17 protein-coding genes and 1 pseudogene are annotated in these 22,690 nt (G+C 67.0%); 9 read left to right on the top strand and 9 right to left on the bottom strand.

Going from position 1 to position 22,690, the window contains the following annotated elements:
• The first annotated feature begins 56 nt into the window (after window positions 1-56).
• From P2Q66_RS12060 to P2Q66_RS12045, 4 genes are read left to right on the top strand one after another with little or no spacing between them, the layout of a single operon-like run.
• Window positions 57-1,079, top strand: coding sequence for an extracellular solute-binding protein (locus P2Q66_RS12060; protein WP_275728333.1), 1,023 nt, complete (start codon window positions 57-59; stop codon window positions 1,077-1,079).
• Entirely contained in the window at window positions 1,076-2,767 is a 1,692-nt protein-coding gene (locus P2Q66_RS12055; RefSeq protein ID WP_275728331.1) for an iron ABC transporter permease, read from the top strand. The genes P2Q66_RS12060 and P2Q66_RS12055 overlap by 4 nt, the downstream gene beginning before the upstream one ends.
• Window positions 2,764-3,924: an ABC transporter ATP-binding protein gene (locus tag P2Q66_RS12050; RefSeq protein ID WP_275728329.1), complete on the top strand. Its 1,161-nt coding sequence runs from the start codon at window positions 2,764-2,766 to the stop codon at window positions 3,922-3,924. The genes P2Q66_RS12055 and P2Q66_RS12050 overlap by 4 nt, the downstream gene beginning before the upstream one ends.
• A 38-nt stretch (window positions 3,925-3,962) precedes the next feature.
• Window positions 3,963-6,557, top strand: coding sequence for an AMP-binding protein (locus tag P2Q66_RS12045; protein ID WP_275728328.1), 2,595 nt, complete (start codon window positions 3,963-3,965; stop codon window positions 6,555-6,557).
• On the opposite strand, the gene P2Q66_RS12040 is transcribed toward P2Q66_RS12045, so the two are convergent.
• From P2Q66_RS12040 to P2Q66_RS12010, 7 genes are all read right to left on the bottom strand, one after another.
• Window positions 6,502-7,425 (bottom strand): AEC family transporter, encoded by a 924-nt coding sequence (locus P2Q66_RS12040; RefSeq protein ID WP_275728327.1) that lies wholly within the window; start codon window positions 7,423-7,425, stop codon window positions 6,502-6,504. The genes P2Q66_RS12045 and P2Q66_RS12040 overlap by 56 nt on opposite strands.
• Window positions 7,426-7,502: 77 nt before the next feature.
• Window positions 7,503-8,162, bottom strand: a complete 660-nt coding sequence (locus P2Q66_RS12035; protein ID WP_275728325.1) for a cyclodeaminase/cyclohydrolase family protein — start codon at window positions 8,160-8,162, stop codon at window positions 7,503-7,505.
• 66 nt (window positions 8,163-8,228) lie between these two features.
• Window positions 8,229-9,671, bottom strand: coding sequence for an SLC13 family permease (locus P2Q66_RS12030; RefSeq protein ID WP_345795632.1), 1,443 nt, complete (start codon window positions 9,669-9,671; stop codon window positions 8,229-8,231).
• A gap of 231 nt (window positions 9,672-9,902) precedes the next feature.
• Complete coding sequence (locus tag P2Q66_RS12025; RefSeq protein ID WP_115525655.1) at window positions 9,903-10,286, bottom strand: universal stress protein; 384 nt, start codon at window positions 10,284-10,286, stop codon at window positions 9,903-9,905.
• A gap of 43 nt (window positions 10,287-10,329) precedes the next feature.
• On the bottom strand, window positions 10,330-12,357 hold the full coding sequence (locus tag P2Q66_RS12020; protein ID WP_275728323.1) for a tripartite tricarboxylate transporter permease: 2,028 nt from the start codon (window positions 12,355-12,357) through the stop codon (window positions 10,330-10,332).
• Window positions 12,358-12,365: 8 nt separating this feature from the next.
• The gene (locus tag P2Q66_RS12015; RefSeq protein ID WP_079596981.1) at window positions 12,366-13,559 is read right to left on the bottom strand and encodes a hypothetical protein; all 1,194 of its coding nucleotides are present in this window, start codon (window positions 13,557-13,559) and stop codon (window positions 12,366-12,368) included.
• A gap of 72 nt (window positions 13,560-13,631) precedes the next feature.
• Window positions 13,632-14,711 (bottom strand): PrpF domain-containing protein, encoded by a 1,080-nt coding sequence (locus tag P2Q66_RS12010; protein WP_275728321.1) that lies wholly within the window; start codon window positions 14,709-14,711, stop codon window positions 13,632-13,634.
• A gap of 275 nt (window positions 14,712-14,986) precedes the next feature.
• Between P2Q66_RS12010 and P2Q66_RS12005 the strand changes: the two genes are divergently transcribed.
• Window positions 14,987-15,901 carry a LysR family transcriptional regulator gene (locus tag P2Q66_RS12005; protein WP_275728319.1) on the top strand — a complete coding sequence of 305 codons (915 nt, stop codon included), beginning with the start codon at window positions 14,987-14,989 and terminating at the stop codon, window positions 15,899-15,901.
• Between the two features lie 14 nt (window positions 15,902-15,915).
• Here P2Q66_RS12005 and P2Q66_RS12000 read toward each other — a convergent pair.
• Window positions 15,916-17,381: pseudogene (locus P2Q66_RS12000) on the bottom strand (succinic semialdehyde dehydrogenase).
• 100 nt (window positions 17,382-17,481) lie between these two features.
• A complete protein-coding gene (locus P2Q66_RS11995; protein ID WP_275728317.1) occupies window positions 17,482-17,808 on the bottom strand; it encodes a GYD domain-containing protein in 327 nt (108 codons plus the stop codon).
• A 106-nt stretch (window positions 17,809-17,914) separates the two neighbouring features.
• On the opposite strand from P2Q66_RS11995, the gene P2Q66_RS11990 reads away from it, so the two are divergent.
• The 4 genes from P2Q66_RS11990 (at window position 17,915) to P2Q66_RS11975 (ending at window position 22,641) form a co-directional block, all read left to right on the top strand.
• Window positions 17,915-18,718 carry an alpha/beta hydrolase gene (locus P2Q66_RS11990; protein WP_275728315.1) on the top strand — a complete coding sequence of 268 codons (804 nt, stop codon included), beginning with the start codon at window positions 17,915-17,917 and terminating at the stop codon, window positions 18,716-18,718.
• Window positions 18,719-18,815: 97 nt separating this feature from the next.
• Window positions 18,816-19,757 carry a carbohydrate kinase gene (locus P2Q66_RS11985; RefSeq protein ID WP_275728312.1) on the top strand — a complete coding sequence of 314 codons (942 nt, stop codon included), beginning with the start codon at window positions 18,816-18,818 and terminating at the stop codon, window positions 19,755-19,757.
• A gap of 79 nt (window positions 19,758-19,836) precedes the next feature.
• Entirely contained in the window at window positions 19,837-21,129 is a 1,293-nt protein-coding gene (locus tag P2Q66_RS11980) for a DUF6379 domain-containing protein (protein WP_275728364.1), read from the top strand.
• 33 nt (window positions 21,130-21,162) lie between these two features.
• On the top strand, window positions 21,163-22,641 hold the full coding sequence (locus P2Q66_RS11975) for a DUF6379 domain-containing protein (RefSeq protein ID WP_275728309.1): 1,479 nt from the start codon (window positions 21,163-21,165) through the stop codon (window positions 22,639-22,641).
• Window positions 22,642-22,690: the final 49 nt, after the last annotated feature.

Here is a 22,690-nt window from a genome sequence, read left to right as displayed (position 1 = left end):
TTACCTTGCCAAATTGCCGTGCGGTCCCGGAGCCGCCCCCTGAGAAGAGCCCCAACGTGCCCACTCGACGCTTACTCGCTGCCGCCGCAGGCCTGACAGTACTGGCATCAGCCCTGACCGGTTGCGGCATTATCGGTGGACAGCCTGCCGACCTGCAGATCTACTCAGCCCGCCACTATGACCTGGAGGGTGCGTTCGGGCAGTTCACGGACGAAACGGGCATCACCGTGGAGTTCATCACCGGTGACGACGCGGAACTTCTCGAGCGCCTGAAAGCCGAGGGGGAAGACTCTCCGGCTGACGTGTTTATGACGGTGGACGCGGGCAACCTTTGGAATGCGGCGCGCCAGGATGAGCTCGCCGCGATTGATTCTGCGGCCCTCAATGAAGCAGTCCCGGAGGACCTCCGTGACGCGCAGGGGCGCTGGTTCGGGCTGGCCATGCGGGCGCGCACCGTCACCTACAACCCCCAGAACGTGGATCCCGCTGACTTCGACGCGGCGGACACCTACGCCGGGCTGGCGGATCCGAAGTGGAAGGGGCGGCTGTGCATGCGGGACGCCACCTCGTCCTACACGCAGTCCCTCGTGGCCAGCCTGATCGACCTGCACGGCCGGGAGAAGGCCCTGGAGATTGTTAAGGGCTGGGTGGCCAACGACGTTCAGATCATGAGCAACGACGTCCTGCTGCTTGAGGCGATCGACGCCGGAACCTGCGACGTCGGCATCAACAACCATTACTACCTGGCGCGGACGCTGGAGGACAAACCTGATTTCAAGGTGGACCTCTACTGGGCCAGCCAGGAAGGCGCCGGCACCCACGTCAACATTTCCGGTGCGGGCGTGGTGGAGGGCTCCGACAACGCCGGGGACGCGCAGCGGCTCATCGAGTGGCTCGCCACCACGGGCCAGAACGCCTTCGTCGACGCGAACCACGAGTTCCCGGTCAACCCGGCAGCGAAACCCGAGCCGGTGATTGCGGGCTTTGGCGACTTCAAGCGGATGCCGCTGAACGCCGAAGCCTACGGCGACCTCAACGCCGGGGCCGTGGACCTGCTCGCCGAGGCCGGATACAAGTGACCGAAACGGCGGTCCTCGCTGAAGCGGGGACGCCGAAACGCCGTCCCCGCCGGACGGCCGGTGCCGGACGCCCGGCGTGGTCCGCACTCGTGGTCCTGGTGGCCGTGGTGGTTGCCACCCCCGTGTTCGCCGTGGTTGTTGATGGCCTGGGCAGCGTGGGCGACACCGCGCCGCCGCGGGGACTTTCCGGCATGGTGCTCACCACCCTGCTCCTGATGCTGGGAGTGGCAGCGGGTTCCCTCCTGGTGGGCGGCGGCCTGGCCTGGCTCGTCACCGCCTACCGCTTTCCGCTGCGCAATGTCTTCGCCTGGCTGCTGGTCCTGCCCCTGGCCGTACCCGCCTACATCCTGGGCTTCGTCTTCCTCTCCGTCTTCGACGTGTCCGGGCCGGTGCAGTCCGCCCTGCGTGCCGTACTGGGTACGGATGTCTGGGTCCCCGACGTCCGGTCGCTGCCGGGCGCCGTGCTGGTGATGTCGCTGTCCCTCTACCCCTACGTCTACCTCCTGGCGCGCACCGCGCTCAGTGAGCACGCATCCGGCACGTACGACGCAGCCCGGACCCTCGGTGCAGGGCGGGGACGCGCACTCCGGCGGGTTCTGCTGCCGCTCGCCAGGCCGTCGCTGGCCGCCGGCATGGCACTGGTGATGATGGAGACGCTCACCGACTTCGCGACGGTGCAGTACTTCAACGTCCAGACCGTTTCCGTGGGTGTCTACCTGGTCTGGAAGGGCACCTTTAACTTCCACGCCGCAACCCAGCTGGCCGTCCTGGTCCTGCTGTTCGCCGTCGCCGTGCTGGCGGGGGAGCGGGTTCTGCGCGGCCGGGCACGCTATCACCGGCAGGGCGGGAGGGGACAGGGCCTGCAGCCGACAACTCTGCACGGCGGCCGCGGCTGGGCTGCCGCCGCTCTGTGCACGGCTGCCGTCAGCACAGGCTTCCTGATCCCCGTCCTCCAGCTGCTGGGATGGGCCGTGGGCGGGGCCGTCAAAAACCCCGGTTTCCTCGCGGATCCGCGCTTCGGCGAGTACATCGTCAATACCCTTTTGGTCGCGGCAATCACTGCTGCGGCCTGCGTATTCCTCTCCGTGGCAGTAGGGCACGGTGTCCGCCTCAGCGGGGGCAGGTTCGTCTCCTCCGCGGCGCAGCTGACCACCTTTGGATACGCCGTTCCGGGCGCTGTGGTGGGCATCGGCGTCCTCATCTCCTTCGCGGCACTGGATGATGCCCTTGAGGCTGCAGGCGTTCCCGGCGGCACCGGGCTGTTGGTCACGGGTTCGGTCCTGGGCATCCTTTACGCCTACGTGATCCGTTTCCTCGCCCCCGCCTACCAGGCCGTGGACGCCAGCTTCGCGAAAATCCCGGCAACCCTCACCTTCTCGGCACTCAGCCTGGGCGCCAGCCCGCGGCGCATCCTGGCGCGGGTGCACGTCCCCCTGGCACGGTCCGGGATTGCCGTGGCGTTGATGCTGGTGGCAATCGACGCCGTCAAGGAACTGCCCATCGTGTTGCTGCTCCGGCCCTTCGGCTTCACCACGGCGTCCGTCTGGGTCTACGAGCTTGCCCGCGAAAACTTCTGGGAAAAGGCGTCGCTGCCCGCACTGGTGATCGTCGCGGCAGCCGTCCTCCCCGTCCTGGTCCTCGTCAGGCAAGCCCGCCGCAATGAAACACCTGGAAAGGTCCCGGCATGACCATTCGTGTGGCACGTGAAAAGCATCCTGCCGGCACGGAGGGTGTGCCGGCAGCGCTCGTCTTCGAAGGCGTCAGCAAAGACTACGGCTCGGCCGTGGGCGTGGATACGCTGGAACTGTCAGTTCCGGCCGGCGAGCTGGTGACCGTCATCGGGCCGTCCGGCTGCGGCAAGTCGACCACCCTCCGCCTCGCCGCAGGGTTGGAACGGCCGGACAAGGGCACCATCCGGGTGGCCGGGGACGTCGTGGCGGACAAGCGCCGCTTCGTTGAACCCGAGCGGCGCCGGGTGGGGCTCGTCTTCCAGGACTACGCACTGTTTCCGCACATGACCGTGGCCCAGAACGTGGAGTTCGGGCTGGACCGGCTGAGCCGTGGTGAGCGCAAAGCCCGGGCCGGGGAAGTCCTGGACCTGGTGCGCCTTGCCCACTTTGCGGGCCGGTACCCGCACGAACTTTCCGGCGGCGAACAGCAGCGCGTGGCACTGGCCCGCGCCCTGGCGCCCCGCCCCGCCGTCGTCCTCCTGGATGAGCCGTTCTCCAGCCTGGACGAGTCGCTGCGCGCGCAGGTGCGCCGGGACACCGTGGCAACGCTGCGCGAGGCCGGCACCACCGGCGTCCTCGTCACCCACGACCAGACAGAGGCGCTCTCAGTCGGCACCCGGGTGGTGGTGATGCGCGGCGGCGTGATCGAACAGGCGGACACCCCGGAGAAGGTCTTCGAGCAGCCCGCCACCCGATTTGTGGCCTCCTTCATGGGCGATGCGGACTTCCTCCCCGCCCATGTGCACCGCGCCCTGCTGACCTGCGAGATCGGCGTCGTTTCCACCGTCCCGGGCTGGGCCAACAGCGAGGCGGACGTGGACGTGGTGCTGCGGCCGCACGAGGTGGCGCTGCGCCCGGACCCCGATTCCCAGGCGCGCGTCTCGGCCGTCGAGTACCACGGCGCCTTTGTCCTCCACTACGTCAGGCTGGCCTCGGGACGCACCGTGCGCTCCTGGCAGCCCCACACCGTCCGCCACCCCGTGGGAACAGCGGTGGCCGTGACCGTAGCGGCAGGGACCACGCCCACGCTGCTGCTGGGCGACCACGCCATCACCTCCCCGCCCCCGGGCAGCTCCCTGCAGCAGCGGTCGCCCGAGCCCGTCCAGCTAAGTTAGGCCAGTTTGATGTCCCCACATACCGCCCCGGTGACGCATTGACCGCGCAACCAGACCTCGCCCGGGCCGCCTTCACCGACCTCGCCCGCCACGGCGACCGCCCGGCGGTCCTCACCGCGGACGGCGTCCTGTCCTACCGGGAGCTTGCCTCCCGCGTCGACGACGCCGCCGCCCGCCTGGGAACGGCACGCCGGCTGGTGGTGCTGGCAGCGCGCAACGACCTGGACTCGCTGGTGGCCTACCTCGCAGCCCTGTCCGCCGGCCACGTCCTGTTGCTGGCCCCGGCCGACAAACCGGAAGCCCTCGCGTCCCTCATGGGCGCCTACGACCCGGACGTGCTGCTGCGCTCCGGCGACGGCCACGGGGTGCCCGTGCTCGAGGAGCGGCGCAACGGCTCCCGGCACCACCTGCATCCGGAACTGGCGCTGCTGCTCAGCACCTCAGGCTCGACGGGCTCGCCGAAACTGGTGCGCCTCTCCCACACCAACCTCACGGCCAACGCCGAAGCCATCGCCGAGTACCTGGGCATTGGGCCGGACGACAGGGCCGCCACCACGCTGCCCCTGCATTACTGCTACGGCCTGTCAGTTGTGAACAGCCACCTGATCCGCGGGGCAGGGCTGGTGCTCACGGACCTCTCAGTGGTGGACCCCTGCTTCTGGGACCTCTTCCGGGAACGGCAGGCCACCTCCTTCGCGGCGGTTCCCTACACCTTCGACCTCCTGGACCGGGTCGGCTTCGCGGACGCGGACCTGCCGCACCTGCGCTACGTCACCCAGGCCGGCGGACGGCTGGCACCGGAGAAGGTGCGCTCCTGGGCGGAAACCGGGCAGCGCCGCGGCTGGGACCTCTTTGTGATGTACGGGGCAACGGAAGCCACCGCCCGGATGGCCTACCTGCCGCCGGACCTGGCCGCCGACCATGCCGAAACCATCGGCGTCCCCGTACCCGGCGGATCCTTCCGCATCGACCCGGTTGAGGACCTGGCAGACGGGGAACTGGTCTACAGCGGCCCCAACGTCATGCTCGGGTACGCCGAGCACCCCGCGGACCTCGCACTGGGCCGGGAAGTCCACGAACTGCGCACCGGCGACCTCGCCCGCCGGCACCCGAACGGGCTGTACGAGGTGGTGGGGCGGCGCAGCCGGTTCGTGAAGATTGTGGGCCTGCGCGTGGACCTCGGGCAGGTGGAACGGATCTTGAGCGACATGGGGATCACTGCGGCCGCCGCCGGCACGGACGACCGACTGGTGGTGGCCGTTGAAGGCGGGCACGACGGCGGAATCCTCGCCAAGACCCTGGCCGGCACGCTGGGGCTGCCCCGCGCCGCCGTCGTAATTCATGCCGTGGAAGCCCTGCCGCGGCTGGCCACCGGCAAGGTGGACTACCCGGGGGTCCTGGGCCTTGCCGCTCCGGAGCCCGCGGCTGCCAGCGCCGCCGTTGCGGATCACGCGGCAACAGCCCAAGCCGCTCCGGCGGGTCCAGCCCCCGCCGGCCGCCCAAACGACATCCGGACCATTTTCGCCGAGGCCCTGGAATGTCCCGTTGTGGGGGACGAGGACACGTTCGTCTCCCTTGACGGCGACTCGCTGTCCTACGTGGCGGTCTCGGTGCAGCTGGAACGCGTCCTGGGACAGCTTCCCTCGGACTGGCATCTCTTGCCGGTGCGGGAATTGGAGCGCCGCCGGAAGCCCCGGCGGCGGAACCCCTTCTCCTTCCTGGAGACCTCGATTGTGCTCCGGGCCGTCGCCATCGTATGCATCGTGGCCACGCACGTGGAGCTGATCATGTTCCAGACCGCGCACCTGCTCTTCGCGGTGGCCGGCTACAACTTCGCACGGTTCCAACTGGCCGACCAGCGGGTAACCCGGCTGCGCCGCCAGCTCCGCGGTGTTGCCCGGATAGTGGTGCCCTCCACGGCCTTCATCGCCGTGGCCTACCTCCTCACGGACCACTACACGGTGGCCAACATCTTCCTGCTCAACGCGATGGTGGGGCCCGAGGCGGTGACCACGCAATGGCATTTCTGGTTCGTGGAACTGCTGGTGTACATCCTGCTGGCCGTGGCAGCGCTCATGGCCGTGCCCTGGGTTGACCGGCTGGAGCGCCGGGCGCCTTTTGCCTTCGCACTGGGCCTGGTGGCCATCGCGCTGCTGAGCCGGTACGACATCGTTGATCCCGGCCTGCCCAAACCCCCGCCCGTCTTCTGGATCTTCGCGCTCGGCTGGGCACTCGCGCGGGCCCGCACCCACCTCCACAGGATCACTGTCTCCGCCATCACCCTGGTGACCCTGCCGGGCTTCTTTGGCAGCAGCGTCCGGGATATCACCGTCGCCGCAGGAATCCTGCTGCTGGTGTGGGTGCCGGCGCTGCCGGTGCCCGCGTTCCTGCGCCGGGTCATCGGCTGGCTGGCCGCGGCGTCGCTATACATCTACCTCACCCACTGGCTGGTCTACCCGCTGCTGCTTCCCGTCAACCCGGTCCTGGCCGTCGTCGGGTCCCTCGTGCTGGGGGTGGGCTACTGGGCCCTGTGCCGGTGGCTGCCCGCTGCAGCCGGGCGGCTCTGGGCCAGGCGGTTCAGTTCAACAGCCAGGCCGCGCCAAGCAGCAGGGGCACCGCTAGAACCGAGGTGATCACCGCCGTCGACTGCGCGAGGCTCTGCCCCACCCGGTAACGGACGGCGTACAGGACCACGTTCTGGCCGGTGGGGAGGATGGCGCAGGCGGTGACCACGAACGTGCTGAACGCATCCAGGCGGAACACGAACACGGCCAGCACCCACGCCAGGGCAGGCTGGACGGCTGATTTGAGGATCACGGCCACCGTGGTTGGCGCACCGTCGCCGTTGGGGCCGCGGGGCGACAGGCCGTGCAGCGACATGCCGAAAATGATCAACATGAGGGGGACGGTCACCTGGGCGATCAGCGACAGCGGATCCAGGATCAGTTCGGGAACCTGGATACCGACGGCGCTGACGATGATTCCAAGGATGGCCGCCACCGTCACGGGGTTGCGGAAGGGCGTGGCCAGGATGCGCCCGATGGAGGGCTTTTCCGCGTCAGGATCGCTGAGGTCCAGGATGGTGAGGGCGATCGGGGTGATGACGGCGAGCTGGAACAGCATGATGGGCGTGACGTAGGTGGCGCTGCCCAGCACGTAGGACGACAGCGGGACGCCGAGGTTGGTGGAGTTCACGATGCCGGTGGCCAGCGCTCCGATGGTTGTCCTGCGGACGCCCCATCTGGCGATGGCGCCGATGATGGCGAACACGGCCATCATGGCTGCCGCTGTGGCCACCGAGATCAGGCCTGTTGTGCTGAGGACGTCGGAGATGTGCCGCGAGGCGATCAGGGAGAACATCAGGCTGGGCAGCCCCACCAGGAACGTCAGGGTGGAGAGCACCTTTGTGCCGTGCGGGCCCAGGGCATTGGTTTTGCCCAGGATGTAGCCGACCAGCATGACCGCGCCCACCACAAAGAAGCCCTTTAAGACTCCATCCAAGATACTGTCCTCAATGTCGGTCCGCCGTCAGCGCGGTGGTTCGTCCCGCCGGGCGACCGAATGGGGCGCCCGCTCCATCAGATGCTATCGGTGGGGGCGGCGCGGTGATCAATCCGGGCCGTCAGTCCGTCGATCCGGTCAAGCGCGGTGCTGAGGCGTTCCACAGCAGACCACAGGTCCTGGTGCTGTTCACGGATCTGCTCAAGGGTGGCGCCCGCGGACCGCAGCGACGCAAGGTCGAAACTGACGTTGGTCCGCGCTCCGGCCACCGCCGCACGCAGGGCCCCGAACGCGACGACGACATCGGCAATGAGCGCAGGGTTGCCGTTGGCCGCCAGCCAGGCCAGGTCATCGACGGCTTCGATGGCGCGCTCGCCGAGCACGGCCGATGACTTGGCGGCGTCGAGTGACGCGCGGTGGATGGCTTCCTCCCGGTCCGGACCCGGATCCAGGTGGAAGGCGGCACCAAAGGCCTGGGACGCCGTCGCATCCTCATCGGCGAGCTGCAGGGCCTCCCGCCGGAGGGCCTGGGCCCGCTCCCGGATCTCCGCCACTTCCGCGCCCTCGTGCTCTTTCGGTTCCGTGTAACCGGCAACCATGGACGTCAGTGACGCCGCCACGGCAAGCATCAGCCCGGACCCGGCACCACCGCCCGGGGAACCGGTGGACTGGGCCAGCGCCTCCGTCCATTCATCGACCGTCGAGTCTTGGGTAGTAATAGTTTCCGCAGCATCCATGACATCACCGTGCCCAGAAACGGTCCCGGCCAAACGGGAGGTCCAATTCGAAGCCTTCGGCGGTGCTTACATGATGCCCGTGGGCACCAGCAGGACCCATGCCAGTGCCGGGGCGGTCAGCACCACGGCTCCGGCGTAGATCATTAGCTGCTTGTAGATGCGCTGCCTGTCGTTTTCGCGGGCGTTGGCCACCACCAGGGCGCCGTCCGTGGAGAAGGGGGAAACGTCCACGACGGTGGCGGCAATGGCAAGTGCTGCCACCGTTCCGGAGGCGCTGAGGGTGCTGGTGGCCAGGAGCGGGCCGGCCAGGGGGATGAAGGCGGTGAGCAGCGCCGTCGAGGAGGCGAAGGCCGAGCCGACGCCTATCACGTAGCAAAGGACGAGTGCGATGAGCAGCGGCGCTCCCAGTGCCAGGGCCTGCTCGGCGAGGGTGTCGATGACTCCGACGTGCTGGAGCAGGGAGACATAGGTGATCATGCCGGCCACCAGCAGGACAGTGGACCAGGAAATGCCGCCGATGAACGTCTGGTGTTCCTTGATGTTGATCAGGGCCAGCAGGAGGCCCGCGGAGAGGGCAACAAATCCGATGGGCATCCGGAAGCCCAAGGTGCAGACAAGCATGGCAACGATCAGCACCAGGGTGAGGATCTGCTGGCCGTGCGGCCTGATGGTGACCGGTACTACCAGGTCGGCGTGCTGGCCCTTTTCGCCGTCCCGGAGGCGTCCCAGGAGGGCGAAGATGACGATTGTCAGGACGGACAGGATGAGGTTGAGGGCGAAGCTGGCCGTGAAGAGGGCACCCTGGGAGATGGGGAAGCCGTTGTCCAGCGCGATGTCATGGACCAGCACGCCCGCCACGGACAGCGGGGAGAAGCCGCCCGCGTGCGCTCCGTTGATGATGAAGGCGCCCATCAGGACGGGATGGATGCGCGACTCGTAGGCGAATCCGATCGCCGCGGGTGCCAGCAGTGCGACGGCGGCAGGGGAGAAGGTGCCCAGCGCCGTCAGCGCCGCGGCCAGCAGGAAGAAGACCCAGGGAAGCACCAGCGTCTTGCCCCGGACAAGGCGGACGCAGCTTTGGACGATGATGTCGATGGTGCCGTTCCGCTGGGCCATGCTGAAGAAGTAGGTGACACCGATGATGGTCAGGACGATGCTGGCAGGGAATTCCGCGAGGATTTCCCGGTCGGTCATCCCCAGCATGAAGTAGCCGATGCCGAAGGATGCCACCAGGCCCATCACACCGATGTTCAGCGGCCATTTGGTGGCCACGATGAACATCACCACGAGGACGACGAGCGGGACGATCTGGGTCGCGGTCATGGTCGGCTCCGAATCCGTGGTGGCCGCCGGGGTGAAAAGGTTCCCTCCCAGCACGATGGCCACCAGACTCAGAAGCGCGAAACCGGCAGCCGCAATCAGTAGGATACGGCGGCGGGGCCGGGGCCCGGGACTGTGCTCCCGGGAATCGCCCTCCGGGGCGGCGGTCTGTTGCTCGGTGCTAATCATGTGGTCTCCTCGTGGATCGGGCCCCCGCTGCAACTGCTGGGGGCGTGCGAAGGAGGCAGGATGACTGGTTGGCCCCCCTGCCTCCTTCTGGTGCTGTCCCGCCCCGCGCCCGTCCTTCGGGGTTCCTGTTGCGATGGAATGCGGGGTGGGACATGCCTGCCGTGCGTTGCCGGCAGCCAGTGGGGGACCGGATGGAGACGGTCCCGCCGTGTGGTTGGTTGAGCAGGATGGTCAGTTGAGCCGGTCTGCGCGGACGGCGAGTACGGGGCAGGTGGCGTCCAACAGGATGCGCTGGACGGTGCTTCCCAGGATGAGTTTCCCCACCATGGAGCGGTGCCGCAGGCCGATGACGATCATGTCCACGTTCCGGTCCTGGGCGATCTGGATGACCGCGTCACCGGGGTCTGCGAGGACCGAGGATTCGAGATGCAGTGCCTGCCCTGCTGCCTGCAGCCGGTCTTCGATGTCCTTCAGGTCATTCGCCTCCAGGCCGTGATGGCCGCGGCCAACGTTGACCACAAGGAGGTCTGCTTTCCTGAGCACTGCTTCGGCGATGCCCTGGGTGAGGGCTTCGCGGCCCTCAGGTGCGGGGGCGTAGGCAACGAGAACCGTCATGGTTTTTCTCTTCCGTCGTTTTTGGTGGTGGGCATGCTGGTTCCTAGACGAGTGTGTTGAGCCAGCCCTGGGGCAGGTCGATGGGAAGGAGCGACGGGAGTGCGAGGAGCACCACGTACAGCACCGCTGTGTAGACCACCGCCGTCTTGAGCCGGGCCCTTGCGACTATCAGGAGGAAGGCCGGGATGAAGATCGTGACTGCGATCAGGTATCCGAAGGCGGCCGTGAGGGCCAGGAACCCTGTCATCCATAGGAAGGTCTTGAACGCGAACTTTGCGTCGAGGGTCCAGCCTGCCTTCGCGGGCTGTGTGGCAAGGATTCCCTCTGCCTCCTCGGAGATGGTCTGACCTGCGTTAGGCGTCCTGCCGCGAAGCCTTGTCCGGATCTCAATGAAGAGCAGGATGCCGGAGAAGACCAGGCCTCCGATGCTGACCAGTTGGGGCACCAGCCGGGCCTCGGGCGAGAACGACGCCGAGGAAATCAGTGCTGCGGCGAAGGCGGCGGCGAAGATGCCTGCGGCGGCGAGGGACCAGGTGGAGTCCTTCAGGGGGCTTTCGTCATCTTCCGGGCGCTCGTCCCGGTGTCCGTCGTCGAGGTTGGTGTTCCTGCGGGCGCGGATGAACTTGATGAAGGCCCAGAGGATGGGCAGGATCAGGATGGCGAGGAAGACCAGCACGCCGGGGCGGGCCATCCAGTCCAGTCCGTTGTAGAGGCTGTCGGTGAGGAAGTAGTAGCGTTCCAGCGGGATTGCCAGGACGAACCCGATGAGGAACGGCGCCCTGGGGAATCCGGTGGACTTCAGCAGCCAGCCGAAAACGCCGAGGATGATCATCACCCAGAGGTCGCCGAGCTGGCCGCCCTCCTGGAAGGAGCCGAGCAGCATAACGGCCACGAGGCCTGCAGCCAGGACGGCGAAGGGGACCTTGGTGAGCTTGGCGAGCTGCTTGACGCTGAGGAAGCAGAACAGGGCCCCGAGGATGGAAGCAATCGCGAAGGACCACACGATGAGGTACATCAGGTCCAGGTGTTCGGTGATGATGGACGGGCCCGGCTGGATTCCGTACGTGAGCAGCATGCCCAGGAGCATTGCCGAGGGGACGCCGCCGGGGATGCCGAACAGAAGGGTGGGGATGAGGTCGCCGGCTTCGACGGAGTTGTTGGCGCTTTCGGGGCCGACGATGCCGCGGGGGTCGCCCTTGCCGAACTGGCGCTTGTCCTTGGCGGTTGCAACGGCCTGGCCGTAGGCCAGCCATGTTCCGGCGGTGGCGCCGACGCCGGGCAGCACGCCTGCCCAGATGCCGATGAGGGCGCCTCGAATGACCTGTGTCCAGTGGGACAGCCATTCCCGGATGCCCTTGCCCCAGCCTCCGCCAACGGTGATGTTCTCCGTCTGGCCGCGGCGCTGGCTGGCCCGTGAGGCGATTTCGGCCAGGCCGAAGATGCCCAGGGCCACGGCTACCAGTGACAGTCCGTCGCCGAGGAACAGGCTGCCGAAGGTGAAGCGTTCCTCGGCCGTTGTGGGTGAGGTGCCCACCATGCCGAGGACCAGGCCGAGGAGGCCTGCGGAGATGCCCTTGATGATGTTGCCGCGGGAGAGAACGGCGGCGAGGGCTACACCGAGGACTGTCAGCATGAACAGTTCCGGGCTTGCGAAGGACAGCACGAGGGGCCGGGCGAGGGGTATGGCGAGCGTGAGGCCGACGGCGCCGATGATGCCGCCTGCCATGGAGGACAGGAACGCAAGCGTCAGTGCCCTGGCGGCCTGCCCTTTTTTCGCCATGGAGTAGCCGTCGAGCATTGTCACGCTGGCTGAGGCGGAGCCGGGGGCACCAAGCAGCACGGCCGAGACCGTGTCTGACGTGTGGACCACGGCGAGTGCGCCGATGAGGAGTGCCAGGGCCTGTGGCGGTTCCATGCCGAAGGTGATGGGCAGGAGGATGGCGACGGCGCCTGTGCCGCCCAGGCCGGGGATGAGGCCCATGATGAGGCCGGCGACTGTGCCGATCAGGAGCATGATGAGCAGGGACGGGTCAGCGAGTGATGCCAGCGCTGCCATAGCGGAGTCAAGCATGATGGTCCTTATTCAACGTGGATGTTGTAGGTGCTCTCGAGCAAGTCCTTGACGTAGGACCTGACGGAGCTGCTGACGGTGTAGGCGTCCCTGACGCGGTTGGCCATGTCCGCGTCCGCTACCAGGGGGTAGCCGCCCAGGACTTTCGCTGCCTTTGCCTGGAAGCCCTGGTCGGCGCCGAGCTTTTCGTTTGATTCACGCAGCAGCGTGATGGCCTTCTCGGGCGTGTCCTTGGGGACCCAAAGGCCCTTTTGGTAGGTGTACGTCAGGCCGAGCAGGGTCTTGTACGCCTCGAACTTTTCCCCTGAGGGCTTCTTGCCGTGCAGCTGCTCGTACGCTTCCACGACCGTGGGCACATCCGGGAAGTTGGGGTCCCGGATGACGTCGCCCGAGCCGTCCAGCTGCCCGAAGGACATCAGCACGGTGGCTTTGCCCTCCTTGGCGATGCCCTCCACGGCGGAGCCGTAGGCGGAGGTGGTCTGGTAATCCAGGTCGATCTCTCCGCGCTGCAGCGCCAGGTTGACCGGGCCGCGGCCTTCGAAGCCGAAGGTGGAGGTCACGTCCGCTTCGAGCAGATCGAAGGCGACGAGGGTGGTGATGTCCAGCCCGGTGGCGCTGATGCCTCCGAATTCGAGGGGCTTGTCCCTGTTGATGAGGTCGCCGATGCCGTTGACGCCGGCTTCCGTCCGGGCGTAGATGACGCCGCCGGTGCCGTTGACCACCACGGGTTTCAGGTCCTCGAACGAGTACTTCACGGCCGAGCGGCCCAGGACCCACGGAACCACGGTGGACGCGGTGCCCACCAGGATCTCGGTGCCGTCGGTCTTTGCCGAGCGGGCGAACTTGTTGGTGCCCGAGATGCCCTCGCCGCCGGGTTCGTTGACGGGCGCGAAACCGGGGCGGCCAGGGATGTAGTTGGTCAGTTCCGTACCGATGAAGCGGGCCCAGGTGTCGGTGCCGCCGCCGGAGGCCAGGGGAATCAGGAATTCAACGGTTTCGCCGCTGTAGTTCCCGTCTTCGGTGCTGGAGGGCGGGTTCAGGAGCCCTTCGCCCAGCACGGTTGTTGCCAGGCCAAGAACGGCGAAGGAGGCTACTGCTCCCAGCACCATGCGGCGGCTGTGCTTGGCCGGTTCGGGCTGTTCCGTGGCCGCTGTTTCCTGGAGGCCTTCGGGAGGTTCCAGGGAAGACTTTTGACTCGTCATTGAGGGGTCCTTAATCATGTGCCGTGCCAGCTGTGGGGGCAGCCGGAGGGGGCGTGCTTGTAATGGGGCGCTTTACCAGGTGTCCGGCAGCAGGAGTTCCGCGTCGGCAAGCCGCCGGGCACTGCGCAGCGCACCGACAACGGGGACCCCGTCCCTGGCTTCAGACCAGGTCTGGACCAGGCCGGCAGGGGTCCGCAGGGTGACGCCCTCTGAAACGTCACTGGAAATGAGGTTCGCCGCCACGGTTCCGGTGTGCTGGGCCGCCATGGTCAGAGCAACGCTGCCCGTGATGGCAAGGGCCGGGTGGAGGCGGCCCATGGACAGCATGCGGACCACCAGGTCCGCTTCGTCGGACTGCCCGGCCTTGGCCACGAGGGCCAGTTTGGGAATGGCGCGTTCGGCTTCCGCCCGGCTTCCGGCCAGTCCCATCTGCACCGCAGCGTCTCGGCGCATGTCATCGAGATGCACCAGCAGTTCGGTCCGCGAGTCGATCTCTGCTGCCGTTTCGTGGCCGGTCAGGCCCACGGATTCGGCTTCCACGATGACAACGGGAGCACCGGCGTCGATAAGCGTTGCCGGCACCTGCCTGCCGTCAAAGGTGACCTTGTCCATTGGCTCCCCGGTGGGGAAGAGCTTTCCCGTTGTCCGTCCGGCGGGGTCGAAGAAGCCCATTCCCACAGGCATGCCCGGGAACGGTACACCGGGGATGACCTGGTCGCCGGAGTAACCCAGTTCGCCTCCGGGTGTATCGACCTTTTGCAGGATGAGTTGATTGGTGTTGGTGTTCAGGGTGCGGACCAGCGTGGTCTCAGGACCCGCTTCCACCCAGCCGCGTTCGATGGCATACGGGGCGACGACGGCCGAGCAGTTGCCGCAGTTGCTGCCCCAGTCGACGCGCTGTTCCTCGATGCCCACCTGGGCGAAGGTGTAATCCACATCCGCTTCATCGGAGAGCGAGCGGGACAGGATGACGGCCTTGCTGGTGGTGGATGTACCGCCGCCAACACCATCGATCTGGCGGTTGTCCGGACTTCCGTAGAGCCGCAGGAGGACCTCATCCACGGTCTTCCCCGGGACCTGCAGGCTGTCCCATTCGAAGACCCAGCACTTGCTGGTTCCGCCACGCATCCAAGCGGCAGGGATCTTTACCATGATTGCTTTCACACCTTTCCCGGCGCCGGAATACGGGCGATTTGCCCTGTCGGCTAACCCAGTGTGATGCCCATCCCAGATGAATTACAAACGCTAGAAACTGCATATCCCTGCACTTTTACTTCATTCTTAGCGCCCTGAAACCACGCGTCAGGAACGTGGATTGGGTCTTTTGGGGCGGGGACCGCGGCACCACCCCGCGCCGCGCCGCGCTGGATGAAGTAAGTGGCTAAAATTGTTAGGGGGGTATAACGAAAACTTCAAGGAAGGCCGCCATGCTGAACGTTCGGAGACTGGAACTGTTGCTGGATGTTGTGGAGCTCGGTTCGATCACTGCCGCGGCAGAGAAGCACGTCTATTCCCCCTCCGGCGTTTCGCAGCAGCTCCGGCGCCTCGAGGCCGAAGTGGGGCAGCCCCTCCTGCAGCGGCAGGCCAGGGGAATGGTGCCCACGGACGCCGGCCACGTCCTGACGGCGCATACACGAAGAATCCTTCGCCAGATGGCAGCCGCGGAAGCGGACCTTGCCGAGATCGCGGGGCTGAACCGGGGCAGCCTCACCATGGGGACGTTTCCCACCCTGGGTGGTTCGTTCCTGCCGTTGGTCATCAGCAGGTTCAAGGCGCAGTACCCGGCGATCACCCTGCACGTGCGCAGCAGCCGCTTTGATGACCTCATTGAGATGCTGGAAAACGGGCAAGTGGGGATGTCCCTGCTCTGGGACTACGAATGGAACCGCCTGAGTCCGGAAAACTTCGCCCTGACAACCGTCTTCGAAGATGCCACAGCCCTCATCGTGGGCAAGGACCACAGGCTCGCCCGCCGCAAGCAGGTGGACATGGCGGACCTGGCGAATGAGGAGTGGATTGTCCGGGAAGAGGAGCACCCGGTGGTCGAGGTGCTCCACCGCAGCGCCCAGGCCGCAGGATTTTCACCGCGGATTTCCTTCCATGCCAATGACTACCAGGAGGCCCAGGCCATGGTCAGCGTGGGCCTGGGCATAGCCCTTGCCCCACGGACGGCTGTGGTGAACAAGCACCCAGGTGTCAGCATCGTCTCGCTGGGCTCGAGTGCCCCCTCCCGCCGGGTGCTCCTGGCACACCGGCATGACAGGGTCAGGGCCGCGGCCGAGATCGCCTTCCAGACGACGCTGCTGGAGGTAGCCAAAGACAAGAGTGTCGACTTCCACTGACGGGAACGGAACGGTCAGGGGAACCTACCCATCAGTTTGATGGCGCCCCTGACGAGCCGGGCGTACCGCTCGTTGGTCATTCCGGGCGGCGTGCCAACGGGGAGCAGCCGTTGCACGGCGACGGTCTGGGCTTCGGTGTATTTCAGGATGCCTGCCCGGCCGTGCCGCCGCCCCGCCCCGGAATCCTTCATCCCGCCCATGGATGCATCATGGGACGCCCATGCGGCCGAGTACCCGTCATTGACGTTGACTGTTCCTGCCAGCAGGCGCCGTCCCACGCCAACTCCGCGACGGGCAGACCAAACACTCGCGTTCAGTCCGTAGGGGGAGTCATTGGCGAGGGCCACCGCCTCGTCGTCGTCCTCCACCCGGTACACGGCCACCACGGGTCCGAACGTTTCCTCCCGCGCCACCAGCATGTCGCCGGTCACGTCTGCGAGGATGGTGGGCTCGTAAAACAGCGGCCCCAGATCAGGCCTGCCCCGGCCGCCGGTGATGAGCCGGGCGCCTTTGGCCAGGGCCTCCTGGACATGGCCGTTCACCCTCTCCAGTTGTTTCCGGCCAGTGAGTGGCCCCATGTCGATGTCCCAGCCAGGCCCCGCACCAAGTCGCAATGCCTCAACCTGCCCGGTGAAGGCGGCGAGGAACTGCCCATAAACCGCGCGATGCACGTAGATCCGCTCGATGCTGATGCAGAGCTGCCCGGAGTTGGAAAAACAGGCCTGCGCGGCGCCCCGGGCGGCCCTGCCGATATCCGCATCGTCGAGGACCAGCAGGGCGTTCTTGCCGCCAAGCTCTGCGGAAAAACCGATGAGCCGGTCCGCGCACTGCTTGCCCACGATCCTGCCGGTTTCCGAGGACCCGGTGAACATCAGGAAGTCCACCCCGCCAATGATCGCCGGCCCCAATGAGGTTCCGTCTCCGGTGACGATCTGGAACACGTCCTCCGGCAACCCCGCCTCCCGCAGCAGCTCCAGGGCCAGGAGTGCGGAAAACGGGGTCTGCGAATCGGGTTTGAGGACAACGCCGTTGCCGGCCAACAGGGCGGGAATGGCGTCCGAGACGGCGAGCGTCAGGGGATAGTTCCACGGGCTGATGATGCCCACCACGCCCTTGGGGACCCGGTATTCCACGGTCCGTGTCAGGCCGGGCGCCGCGCCCCTGCGTCGGGCGGGGCGCAGGTGACGCTCGGCCGTCCGTACGTAGTAGGCGGCGGTGAGGGCGGCGTCCGCGAGTTCCTCGAACGCGTTCAGCCGGGACTTGCCGCTTTCAGCCTGGACATGTCCAGGATCTGCGCCTCCTGCCGGAGCAGCAGCCTGTGGAAACGCGCGACGACGGCGCGGCGCTCCCTGATGGAAACAGCGGCCCACGTCCGCTGGCCTGCGCGGACGCGGGCAACAGCACGTTCGACGTCGGACGGGGTACAGGCAGGAACCTCACCCACAAGGCTCCCGTCCACCGGGGAATAGGACGCCCGCATCGGGCTGCCGGCCGCGCTGGCCACGAGGCCGGAAAGGCGGGACAGGCTTGCAGGAGCCACCGGCTTCCAGCCCGTTCCAGCCGACGTCGGGCCGGGCATGTCAGCTGCCCGGCGGCTGGTATTTGATGTCTGCCGCTTTTTGCAGGGCTTGCATTGTTTCCTCCACGCTCATCAGCACCGTGGTTTCGAGTGAGCTGAGCGCTCCGCCGCCGCTGATGGCGAGGGCTACGGCGGCCATGGAGACGTTGTCCGGGGCTTCCCAGAGGTTGTAGCCGTCGTGGCTGCCGAAGGCGTACCAGAATCCGTGCAGTTTCCCTCCAACAGATTCGATGTATGCCTGCGCGGCCTTTCGCCGGTCCTCGGGGTTGTTGATCAGCCGGCTCCAGGTCTCCGGTGTGTAGCTGAACTTCGATAGATAGAGCGGCATTGTTCTGATCCTTTTCGTCCGTGCTGGAGGTGCGGATCCACCCAGAATGGCAGTGCCGGGCCCTGACGGCAACGGCCGGCCGGGTCCTGCACGGTACGCTCGGCACATGGTCCAGCGGCACCGGTATAACTACGGAGACGACCCCAGCCAGTGGGGCGAGCTTTTCCTGCCGGAGGTGCCCGGGGGCGGGACGCACCAGGGTGTGGTGGTGGTGATCCATGGCGGGTACTGGCGGTCGACGTATGGTGCGGCACTGGGCGAGCCGCTTGCCCTGGACCTCGCCAGCCACGGCATGGCGGCCTGGAACCTGGAATACCGGCGGGCCGGCAACGGCGGGGGCTGGCCGCACACCTTCCAGGACGTGCTGGCGGGGATCGACAAACTCCGCGACCTTGCCGGCCGGCATGCGCTGGACCTGCGGAAGGTTGTCGCCCTGGGGCACTCCGCCGGCGGCCACCTGGCGGTGTGGGCGGCAGGACGGGACCGGCTGGGCCGGCTGGGGCTGGAGGCCGAACAGCGCGAAGCCGGTGCCGCTCCCGAGGGCGTCCGCCTCACCGGGGTGGTGAGCCAGTCCGGTGTCCTCAACCTGGCGGAAGCTGAAAGGCGCAACCTCAGCAACGGTGCCGTGGCCAACTTGCTGGGCGGACCGTCGTCGGACGTTCTGGGACGGCACCGGTACGCGGATCCGATGGCTGCGCTGCCGTTGGATGTCCCCGTCTATGCCGTCCACACGACGGAGGACGACAACGTTCCGCTGGCCATGTCTGCCACGTATGTGGAGGCAAGCCGCGGCGGAAAGGTGCCCGCGCGGCTGGTGACGGTACCCGGGGACCACTTCGCGCTCATCGATCCCCACGCCCCGGCCTACGTGAAGTGCCGGGAGCTGGTCGAGGAGCTGCTGGCGCCATAGCGGGTCAGAGCATCAGTCAGCCCGGCCAGTCGGCTGGGATTACCGTCATGGTGCTTAGCAACGTGCCTGCCAGCCGCTCCTCTGGCAGAGTATGAGCATGCTCACAGTTATTGGCGAAGGCCTCGTCGACGTTGTCCAGCGCGCCTCCGGAATCGAAGCCCACGTGGGCGGCAGCCCCCTCAACGTGGCGGTGGGCCTGGCCCGCCTGGACCACCCCGTGCAGTTCATCGGCCGGTACGGCCGCGACGCGTACGGCGACTCGGTGGCGGCGCACCTGCGCGCCAGTTCCGTGATGCTGCCGCTGGGGCCGGACGAACTGCCCACCAGCGTGGCCACCGCCCTGATCGACGACGACGGCGCCGCCACCTACACGTTCGACCTCGCCTGGCAGCTTCCCGGCATCGCGGACCGGCTCGCCTTTATGCTGCAGGGCACCACCTTGCTGCACACCGGCTCCATCGCCACGATGCTGGCGCCGGGCGCCACCGACGTGCTCGCCGCCGTCGAATATGCCCACCCGCGCGCCACCATCAGCTTCGACCCCAACTGCCGGCCCAGCATCATCACCGATGTAACCTACGCGCGGCGCCATGCGGAGAAGTTTGTGTCCCTGGCGGACGTGGTGAAGGCGTCCGACGAGGACCTGGCCTGGCTGTACCCGGACATGGACGTGCTGGACGCCGCGCGCCGCTGGCTGACCCTGGGCGGTGCGGAAGGGCCGGCCATGGTGGTGGTCACGCGCGGCGCGGACGGGCCGTGGGGAATCACCCGGGCCGGCGAGGCCAAGGTGGATGCGCCAAAGGTTGAGGTGGCGGACACCGTAGGTGCCGGGGACTCGTTTATGGCGGCGCTCCTGTCCGGCCTGGTGGACCGCGGCCTGGACGGTGCGCAGAACCGCAAGGACCTCCGGGAACTTCCCGCCGAAGGCCTCGCCGAACTCCTGTCCCACGCTGCCCGGGCTGCTGCTGTCACCGTGTCGCGTCCCGGTGCCAACCCGCCCACGCGGGCCGAGCTGAACGGGGCGCCCGGGGAGAGTTAGGCAGAATACTCACAAACTTAGGTGTGAAACCGACATAATGCTGTTACGCTGGTTTTGCACCTAGAGAGAGTGAGCAATGATGCTTCTCGAAAGAGACCTCATCCAGTCCGTCGGCTTCCGCAACGTCACCGAGGGCGGACGCGTGACCGGCTTCCAGTTCCGGGTCCGGATGCCTTCATACCGCGGCATGGCCGCGTCCCTCATTGACGGCATCGCCGTCCGGGTGGGCAACCTCGTTGACGTCGGACCCGACGTTCCGCTGTGGACCTTGGGCGGGCGGACCTACACCCTGCGGCAGCTCTGGGAGAGCGACGGCGTCCGCTGGCCCCTTGAGGAGGCGGCAGTGGTCACCGTTCCGCTCGACGGCGGCCTGCCGCAGGGCGTCCACGAGATCAGCATCGAGTTGCGGCTGCGGATGTCCTACATCCCTGTTGAGCACCAGCCCACCACCCACCGGGTCAGCCGGAAAGTAACGCTGGCGCCGGAAGGCGGCGGCGGTACCTTCCGCTACGGCGTTTCCCTTTACAGCTTCATGGGCGACTACGGCACCGTGATGGACCTGGAAACCGCGTTGGCGGCCGTGGCGGACGTGGGCGCCACCGGCGTCGAGATCCTCGGCGAAGGCCACGTGCCCGGCTACCCCGAACCCACCCCGGCATGGACCGACAACTGGTTCAGCCTGCTCGAAAAGTACTCCCTGGAGCCCACGAGCTACGGATCCTGGATCGATACCCGGCTGCACCCGGGGCGGAGCATGACGGCTGCCGAGGGTGCCGAGGCACTGCAGCGTGACCTGCGGCTTGCCCACCGGCTGGGTTTCGGCTTTGTGCGGCCCAAAATCGGCGTTGTATCCAGCGACCTGGTTCCGGACCCGATTTGGACCGAGTCCGTGGAACGCTCCCTCGACCTGGCGCACGAGCTGGGGATCATCATCTGCCCCGAGATCCACTCACCCACACCCATCAAGCACCCCGTCGTGGACGACTACATTGGCCTCATCGAACGGACCGGAACCAAGAACTTCGGCCTGCTCATCGACACCGGAATATTCCAGGACCGGCCCATCCCGCTGCGCGAAGGCGAGACCCGCGCAACCCGGCCCGCCTTCCTGGACGGCATCGGCGTCGACCCCGCCGACTTCGCAGCAATCGCCCAGTACGTGGTGTTCATCCAGGCCAAGTTCCACGACATCAACGAGCAACTCGAAGACCAGCAGATTCCCTGGCTGCCGGTGCTCAAGGCGATCAAGGACGCCGGCTACACCGGCTACCTCTCCAGCGAATACGAAGGCGAACGCACGCCCTGGCGGGCCATCGAACAGGTGCGGCGCCAGCACGCGCTGATCCGCCGCATCACCGCCGGACTTCAATAAAAACCCATTCCTCCTCCAGCAAAGAGAACAGCCATGCCCAACGGACTTCTTGACGATTCAAGCCTCCGCACCCATCCCGACGGCCTTGCCCTGGCCCTGACGCTGCCGTGGTACCGGAGCCTGTGGCTTTCCTCGGTCTCCAGCCTGCGGCTCACGATTGACGGACAGGACGTTCCTGCCGATGACCTGGCCCTGGAACTCGGCGGCGTCCGCTACGCACTCGCCGACCTGCCAGCGCAGAGCGAAACCCTCTGGTACCTGCAGGAGCACCCCCTGCTGATCGCCAAGCGGGATACCCCGGTGGCCCTCGGCGGGCAGCACAGGGTGCAGCTCATTGGGGAGCTGCGCTTGCCTTATATGCAGATCGCCCCGGGCCAGGACGGCGGACCCGGCATGTACGTCCCCAACTTCGTGAACCAGACACTCGAGCTGACCGTTACGGACAGGGCGGCTGCTGCTCCTGGATTGACGACGGCGGTGGCCCCGCCTCCGCCGAAGGCTGAGGACGATCCCTTCTCGCTCGGGCTCACCCTGTACTCCGCCAGCGCCGAGTTCAGGGCCGGCTGGTACGACTTTGACGGTCTGCTGAACCGCGTGGCCGGGCTGGGCATCGGCCCCGGCATCGAGATCGTCGCCTCCCAGGTCCTGCCCACCTACCCGCACGTGACGGATGGCTTCGCCCGTTCCTGGCAGGAGGCCTTCGACAAGCACGGCTTCACCGCCAGTTCCTTCGGCGCCAACCTGGACATGGGCCGCCGACGGGACCGCGACATGACTCCGGACGAGGAGTATGAGTTCACCGAGACGCTCTTTCATGGCGCCAAGAAACTCGGCTTCCCGCTGGTCCGCATCCAGAGCGCCAAACCGGAGCTGCTGCGCCGGCTCCTGCCGCTCGCCGAGGACCTCGAACTCAAGCTCGCCTACGAGATCCACGCACCGCTGGGCCCCAACTCGCCGGAAATCATGAAGGTCCGCGACGTCTACGCGGAACTCGATTCGCCGCTGCTGGGCTTCGTGGCGGACTTCTCCTCCACCATGCACAGCATGTCCCCGACGCTCCTGCGGGCCGTCCGCCGCGCCGGGCTCGACGACGAAGCCATCCACACGCTGCAGGCCATCTGGGCTACCGACGCCCCAATGCGGGCCCGGCAGGAGGAGTTCATCGGCTACCTCCGGGGACGGGACTTCGATCCTGCCCGCCTTGGTTCCTTCGCGCACCTGGCCTTCAACATGCACGGTCATGTCAGCCCGAAGGAGTGGGCGGACATCATGCCGCAGATCATGCACGTCCACGCCAAGTTCTACGACATCGACGAGCAAGGAAACGAACCGGCCATCGACTATCCGGAACTCGTCCGGGTATTCGTCGAGGGCGGGTACCGCGGCTACTGGTCCAGCGAGTGGGAGGGCCACGCCTTCGCCGAGCTCGGCGAGGTGGATCCGCTGCTGCTGGTCCGCAAGCAGCACGACCTCATCCGCAAGAGCATGCGGACTGTCCTGGCATCCGCCTGACCCTGCAATCCCAAATGCTTTGGTGCCCGCCGGTTCATCCGGCCGGGCA

Source organism: Arthrobacter sp. Cr_A7 (assembly GCF_029222765.1).
Classification (GTDB): domain Bacteria; phylum Actinomycetota; class Actinomycetes; order Actinomycetales; family Micrococcaceae; genus Arthrobacter.
Note: the sequence above shows the minus strand (reverse complement) of the source record. Positions and strands in the feature narration are given on the sequence as shown.